This is a genomic window from Bartonella sp. CM31XJBT, from assembly GCF_028618555.1.
In the GTDB taxonomy this organism is placed as follows: Bacteria; Pseudomonadota; Alphaproteobacteria; order Rhizobiales; family Rhizobiaceae; genus Bartonella.
In genome coordinates, this window is record NZ_JAQITD010000047.1 from 1 (window position 1) to 6,251 (window position 6,251).

8 protein-coding genes and 1 pseudogene are annotated in these 6,251 nt (G+C 37.0%); 3 read left to right on the top strand and 6 right to left on the bottom strand.

Going from position 1 to position 6,251, the window contains the following annotated elements; all coding sequences use genetic code 11:
* A partial coding sequence (locus PVV63_RS09720) for a site-specific integrase (RefSeq protein WP_273791679.1) occupies nt 1–1,025 on the top strand: 1,025 nt, incomplete at its 5' end.
* Nucleotides 1,026–1,132: 107 nt separating this feature from the next.
* Here the strand turns inward: PVV63_RS09720 and PVV63_RS09725 are convergent.
* From PVV63_RS09725 to PVV63_RS09745, 5 genes are all read right to left on the bottom strand, one after another.
* Entirely contained in the window at nt 1,133–3,175 is a 2,043-nt protein-coding gene (locus PVV63_RS09725) for a hypothetical protein (protein WP_273791680.1), read from the bottom strand.
* A gap of 266 nt (nt 3,176–3,441) precedes the next feature.
* A complete protein-coding gene (locus tag PVV63_RS09730; protein WP_273791681.1) occupies nt 3,442–3,654 on the bottom strand; it encodes a hypothetical protein in 213 nt (70 codons plus the stop codon).
* Nucleotides 3,647–3,853, bottom strand: coding sequence for a hypothetical protein (locus PVV63_RS09735; protein ID WP_273791682.1), 207 nt, complete (start codon nt 3,851–3,853; stop codon nt 3,647–3,649). Before PVV63_RS09735 ends, PVV63_RS09730 begins: the two co-directional genes overlap by 8 nt.
* Complete coding sequence (locus PVV63_RS09740) at nt 3,786–4,013, bottom strand: hypothetical protein (RefSeq protein WP_273791683.1); 228 nt, start codon at nt 4,011–4,013, stop codon at nt 3,786–3,788. Before PVV63_RS09740 ends, PVV63_RS09735 begins: the two co-directional genes overlap by 68 nt.
* Nucleotides 4,010–4,672, bottom strand: a complete 663-nt coding sequence (locus PVV63_RS09745; protein ID WP_273791684.1) for a lysozyme — start codon at nt 4,670–4,672, stop codon at nt 4,010–4,012. Before PVV63_RS09745 ends, PVV63_RS09740 begins: the two co-directional genes overlap by 4 nt.
* A 142-nt stretch (nt 4,673–4,814) precedes the next feature.
* On the opposite strand from PVV63_RS09745, the gene PVV63_RS09750 reads away from it, so the two are divergent.
* A complete protein-coding gene (locus PVV63_RS09750; protein ID WP_273791685.1) occupies nt 4,815–5,039 on the top strand; it encodes an antitoxin MazE family protein in 225 nt (74 codons plus the stop codon).
* Nucleotides 5,039–5,362, top strand: a complete 324-nt coding sequence (locus PVV63_RS09755) for a type II toxin-antitoxin system PemK/MazF family toxin (protein ID WP_273791686.1) — start codon at nt 5,039–5,041, stop codon at nt 5,360–5,362. Before PVV63_RS09750 ends, PVV63_RS09755 begins: the two co-directional genes overlap by 1 nt.
* A 38-nt stretch (nt 5,363–5,400) precedes the next feature.
* Here the strand turns inward: PVV63_RS09755 and PVV63_RS09760 are convergent.
* Nucleotides 5,401–6,251: pseudogene (locus tag PVV63_RS09760) on the bottom strand (late control protein); the annotation flags it as partial.

Below are 6,251 nucleotides of genomic sequence, written 5' to 3' on the forward strand. Positions count from 1 at the left end.
ACAATAAGCGCCGTGAAATGGGACTTGGTCCTGTTACAAAACTCTCTTTAAAAGAAGCGCGTGAGCTTGCAAGATATTATAGTGATATTCTTAAAGAAGGCAATGATCCTATTGTCTTTCGAGAACAGACTATTTTAAAACAGCAAAGCAATATTTTTCAAGAAATTGCAAAAGCGGCTTTTGAAAGCAAAAAAGCAGAGTTGAAAAATGAAGGTAAAAACGGCCGCTGGTTTTCTCCACTAGAGTTGCACGTTATTCCACACATAGGTAATTTACCTATAGAAAAATTAACAGCCAATATCATTCGCAATGTTCTCGCACCCCTTTGGCATGAAAAAGCAGACACAGCGCGAAAAGCACTTAACCGTATCAATATTTGCTTGAAATATGCTGCGGCTTTTGGTTTAGATGTTGATCTACAGGCTTGTATGAAGGCACGCGCGCTTTTAGGAAAACCACGTGCGACATCAACAAATATTCCTGCTATGCCATGGCAAGAGGTTCCGGCATTTTATCAAAGCTTGGATGATAAGATCCTTTCAAATTTAGCACTGAAGCTCTTGATTTTGACTGGAGTACGGTCATATCCATTGCGCTATTTGCGTCTTGAACAAATTGATAAAAAGATATGGACTATACCAAAAGAAAATATGAAGGGTATTGTAGGGAAAGTTTCAGACTTTCGCGTGCCACTAAGTGATGAAGCTTTGAGAGTTATTGAAAAAACTCTCCCCTTTGAAAAGAATGGTTTTCTCTTTTCTGGTCTTAGAGGCAACCCCATTTCTGATGCCACCATGGCAAAATATATGACAATTTGTGGTTTGACTTATCGTCCCCATGGTTTTCGTTCAAGCTTACGGGATTGGATAGCAGAAACAACGTCAACACCATTTGAGATTGCCGAAACTGTTCTTGCCCATTCAGTTGGGAGTTCAGTGACAAAGGCTTATATGCGAACAGACTTTTTAGAGCAACGGCGTGTTCTCTTGGAACAGTGGGCTGCATTTATATCAGGAGAGGCTTGATAATATGTCTATTGTCGAGTCAGGTATCTAAGAAACACTTAAACGATTAGCGGATAGATTACGATATAATCTCTTTTTCCCCGCTTTAAAAGCGGGGAGGGGATAAATCATTTTATTGGCAAATTCATCTTATCGAAAAATAACCGATGTCTTTTCTTGGCATTATCTACAAGCTTGTCAAATGAAATCACTTCTATATAAGCTTTATAATTTTCGTTATATCCAAAATACCCCATGTTATCACCTGTTATTCTTAAATTCGAGTTTTTGCAACATTTCCTTATACTATCAGTTAAATCACAGATAATATAACAATAACCAGGTATATCAAGAGAGTCTTTTATAGGACGACCATCGAATGTTTTTACTTTACCTATTCTAATTTTATCTAGATAATCAAACACTTGTTTAATAGGATCTGTTTTATCTCCTGATTGTGCATCATCTCTCATTGGGCGTTTAATTTCTATTATAAAAAGAGATGCCAATTGCATAGGCTGTTCGTCTGATATTAAAATAGGAATGTCGTATATAGGGTTGTCATATACATTTAAGGCACATATATCAGGTCTTTTATCTTCTGTAGAACCTGTAATAGGCATTTCTTTCAATGAGATGTCAGAAGCTAAATAATCATGAAAAACTAACTTTTCATCTATTAACCATAAATTACAATTATCCATAGAAATGTCATTGGAATCACACTTCATTGGCATTATGAGTTTGTGAATAACATTTTCTTTAGCGTAGCCTTTATCGCTTTTCTTTAAAGCCTTTTCTAGAAGATCTAAGATAACTTTTCTGTGGCATAAGTAACCTATTAGATCAGAGCGATTAAGATCATTTACAGTTTCTACATATGCGCTAACTTTATTTAAGTATTCTTCATAATTTGCGTTTTGTTCAGCTTGCAAAATATCATGACCTTCTTTTAAAGCCTTTTCTTCTAATTTAGTAAGATGTTTATGAAGGAGAAGCTCTAAGCTTTGGTCAGAGCTTGAGGGAGAAGCTATGTAGTCATTTTCAGTTAAATGTTTTAGAACTGTACGGTAACGTGGTGCTTTTTCAGCTACGAATTTTTCAATTATTTTCTTACTGTTTTGAATGTTTTGCTTTAATTCTTTATCTAAGTATTTTTGAATACTAGGGACTACAGCTTTCCGTATTTTATCAAATGATATCTCTATCTTCTCTAGTAACCCTTCAGTATTTTCTTGAATATCAAAGCCTATTCTTTCAGCACGTACTCTTTCATCCAAAAAAGGAGAGCTTACGTAGCAAGAGTAGATAAATTCACCTATATCATCTTGCAGTTTTGCATGAATACCAGGAATGTTATGAGATAATCCTTCTTTTGTGATAACTCTGTTGGCTGCACAAAAATATAAAGCCTGGTTTTCTAAAGGTAAGGACCTAAATTTAATATGCATAATAGAAAAGTTATACTTTTCTATTATTATTTTTTCATTAAAAATGGCTCCATGCATGCATTGTTCATATAGATCATTCAATAATATCTTTTCTGAATCATCTTCAATAGTTATAGAGGGACAACTACCGGTTCTTGCAAAATACCAGAGACAATGTTCTAAGAGTGCTTTTGCGATAGATTGTAATTTTTTAGGAATATGATTTTTATATTTTTGTTGTAAACCTGTTAACTCAACAACAGTTTCTCTCTTTATACAATTATCTTGAAATTCGTGTAATGCTTTTATACCTTGAACAGCGTCGAATAAGAATTCACGCCCTTTTAATCCTCTATCTGTTTCATAAATACTCCGGATTTTTATATTATCAAAAGCTTTAAGCCATAAAAGTCGTCCTATACCATGGCAACCTTTTTTTATTTTATGATCTGAGTCTAAAGTTTCAAATGATTGAAAATTATTATCATTAAAGCCTGTACCATTATCGATTACTTTAAAACCTATAATTTGTGTTTTGTTTCGTTTTTCAGTATCTTTTTCAAGTGGTAGTGAAGCTTGCTTCGATCTTATGACTGAAACTATAATGTAGCGTGAGGAAAAATCATTTCCTATTTCTTCAATGGAATGAATAGAATTTACAACTGCTTCAAAAAGAGGCAGTAGAGCATGATTTTCTGGTAAAGATGTATTTCTTACGCGGCCACTTAAATTTGTTTTCATTATCCACTCTAATCTATAAAAGACAATCAATTGTGTCGTTTTACAAAGATTTGACTTCCTCTTCATCCTTAAAGGATTAAAATTTCGAAGCTGTTCATATCAAATACAGTTTATTAGAAGCTTTAAATTCATGAAACAATTAATTCAAAGATTAATTCTTTGAAATCCACTGTTTTAAATGGAAGAAGACATTGTCTATCGTCTCCATGAGACGAGCAAAATTAAGAATTCATTTTCTAAAGATTTTCGCACATCTCAGAATGTATTTAGAGTCGGATATTTGGTTTTTGTGTAAAAATATTTCCTACAGCATCTATAAGGCGTGAAAAATCAAGCGCTAATAAGAGTATAATGAGTACAATCCATTTCGTATAACGTGACATCACTTTTATACTTTTGTAGGTCATAATAATTTCTTGAAGTATTTCTTTTTCTCCTTCTGTAAGTTCTATATCGTCTTTTGTTTTTTTCCTAGCCATGTTTCCATCCACACACACGTTCGCCCTGCTTGTTATGCTTTAAGATCTCTCTTGCTAAATTGGAACTGATGACGTTGATATCTTGCCTCTCTAAATAAATTGGCAACCAACCAACACAAGAAGAAGCATATTTATTTGTCGTGCAACCAGTCAGAGAGAGCAGCACGCACATCAGCATCACTTTTTTGATTAATTTCATTTTCTACCTCAAGCCGTGTTGTTGCTGCCTCTAAGGTTTTTTCTGTTTGCTTTTGCTGTTCTGCCTTTTTTCCAAGGGTGAAAGCTTTTGCCAAAGCCATAAAAAAAGCGGCTAGAGCCGCGCCTATTACCATCAGATTTCTTTTCATCCATAAGATCATAAACGGTGTTCCTGAAAGCGTTTAGCAACAAAGAAAATGCCAGCACATGCAGCTAAAATCATAATGGTGGCCAATGCCCATTGGATTGGTCCATTTCCTGCTAATAAGCCTCCAAGCCCAGAAAAAGAACCAATAATCGGTGCAAGGGCTTCTGCTTTGAAAACCCCCGTTGGTGCTTGCGTTTCTACTGTTTGATAATTGGAGGAAACAAAAGCCCCTTTCGCCCATAAGCCTGTTTCTGCTGCACGCCGGTGTGCTAGACCTTCAAGACGCTTACCGCCTGCTTTGGTCCATTTCTGTAGCTCGGCAGGGACAGCTTCATATTCACCTTGATTGAGCTTTTTTAACAGTGTCGAGTTACAAAAGGCTCCTGTTCCTACATTATAGCAAAACGACACTAACGCCGCGAATTGTTCATCCGTTAATGAAACTGTAACAGCGCGTTCAACGACATTTTCAAATTGTCTTAAGTCTTGACAAAGAAGTTCTTCTGCTTGCTTTTCCGTGATGGTCATGCCTTCGTAAATAAAAGGCTTTCCAGCATTGTTTGTATGTCCATAACCTATTGTCCACACACCAATGGTATCTTTGTAGGCGTTTAAACGCAAGCCTTCCCATTGTTTGATAAGTGCTAGCCCTTCTGATGATATTTTTCGCATATGCTTCTCCATAAAAAAGCCCCACACAAGGCGGGGATGAGTGAATATTTAAAATTGCAATTATTGCCTTTTATTAAAAATCTCGTTTCATGTAACTTTTTTCTGTGTTATACGTTACATGAAACATAATGGAGATTTTGTTATGGCTACAATGCACGTCAATGAACGCGTTCAAAAACATCGCAACGCACAAAGAAAAGCAGGTTTGCGTTTAATGCAAATTTGGGTACCAGATATTCGCCAACCGAACTTTGCAGAAGAGTGCCGACGCCAATGTCGCTTAGTCGCAAAAATGGATAAAACAGATACATCTATGCAGTTGTTGATGGATCAATCTTTAATGGATGTTGATGGCTGGACAGAATAATGCGTGGATCTCTCGTCACAATAGCTATGCAAGGCGATTTTGGTAAACCAAGACCTGCGTTAATCATTCAAGCTAATCAATTCAGTGAGCATACAAGTGTAACGGTTTTACCCATTACTAGCACACTTGTTGATGCGCCATTACTCCGCATTACGATTCAGCCAACCGCTAAAAATGGTTTGCAAAAACCTTCGCAAGTCATGATTGATAAGATTATGACGGTAAGATGTGAAAAAGTTAGTCCAGCTTTCGGCTCCATTCATGCAGATAAAATGGTAGAAATTGAACGCTGTTTAGCTGTATTTTTAGGAATAGTAAAATAAAAATAGTATTTCTTTTTATCATCATAAAATAGCTTTGTTTATCTATCCTCTTCATCCATATGGATGACGCCTTCGCCTTTGTCGCATGCGTCTGGTGGGGCGTTTGGATCAAGGGTATCATCCTTGTCTGGTGTGGTGTTTGCAACGTTTCCAGCTGTGTCTTCTTGGGTTTCATCAAAAAGCTCGCAATCTATTTTTGTGGTATAACCACCTGTTTTATCAAGTTTGTGTTTAACGCTTTTGATGCGCCATTCTGCTGGAATATAGGGGCGGAAAGGGGGCTCTTGAACAAGCTTTGCTTCTGCTTGCACAAACGGATCACCACCGATATCACATGAGAAAGAAGATTTCCCACGAGATGATTTATTGCGATAAGCAGCAATGGCTGCAACAGCCTCTGATTGGTTATGGTAGGTGTATTTGAGTTCATGAAACGGCGGATTACCAACTTTGACTTCTTTTTTTTCACCACTGCGGATATCATGATAGGTTGCGAGAACACCGCCTTTTTTCTCTTTGTCTTCTTCTTGCTTTTCCGATTCTTTTTCTGCTTTTTCTGATTCAGATGATGATGCTCTGTCACTGTTATCCATATGGATAAAGTTTTCATCATCATCAATCTCTTCTGGTTCTCGTGCATCAGCCGCGGCTTTTTGGTCATCTCCCACATCTGTTTCTAAGCCATTGGCTGCACCTGCTTCATCACGCGCACTGTATTTAAAATCCCAAGAGGTGCAATGTTTTTCATGGATAACAACTATGGGGAGTGTTTCACCGGTGATGGCTTTGCCTTCACCCCGTTTGGCGAGCACCAGTTTGCCATCAACGGGCTTTGCTACCGCATCATATTCTTCTGCAAGGCGTGCAGCAAAAGCCATATCACTTTCTG

Excerpts from the sequence above, each read along its gene's own strand:
- PVV63_RS09725 (WP_273791680.1), bottom strand. The coding sequence starts at position 3,175 with ATGAAAACAAATTTAAGTGGCCGCGTAAGAAATACATCTTTACCAGAA.
- PVV63_RS09730 (WP_273791681.1), bottom strand. The coding sequence starts at position 3,654 with ATGGCTAGGAAAAAAACAAAAGACGATATAGAACTTACAGAAGGAGAA.
- PVV63_RS09735 (WP_273791682.1), bottom strand. The coding sequence starts at position 3,853 with ATGAAATTAATCAAAAAAGTGATGCTGATGTGCGTGCTGCTCTCTCTG.
- PVV63_RS09740 (WP_273791683.1), bottom strand. The coding sequence starts at position 4,013 with ATGATCTTATGGATGAAAAGAAATCTGATGGTAATAGGCGCGGCTCTA.
- PVV63_RS09745 (WP_273791684.1), bottom strand. The coding sequence starts at position 4,672 with ATGCGAAAAATATCATCAGAAGGGCTAGCACTTATCAAACAATGGGAA.
- PVV63_RS09750 (WP_273791685.1), top strand. The coding sequence starts at position 4,815 with ATGGCTACAATGCACGTCAATGAACGCGTTCAAAAACATCGCAACGCA.
- PVV63_RS09755 (WP_273791686.1), top strand. The coding sequence starts at position 5,039 with ATGCGTGGATCTCTCGTCACAATAGCTATGCAAGGCGATTTTGGTAAA.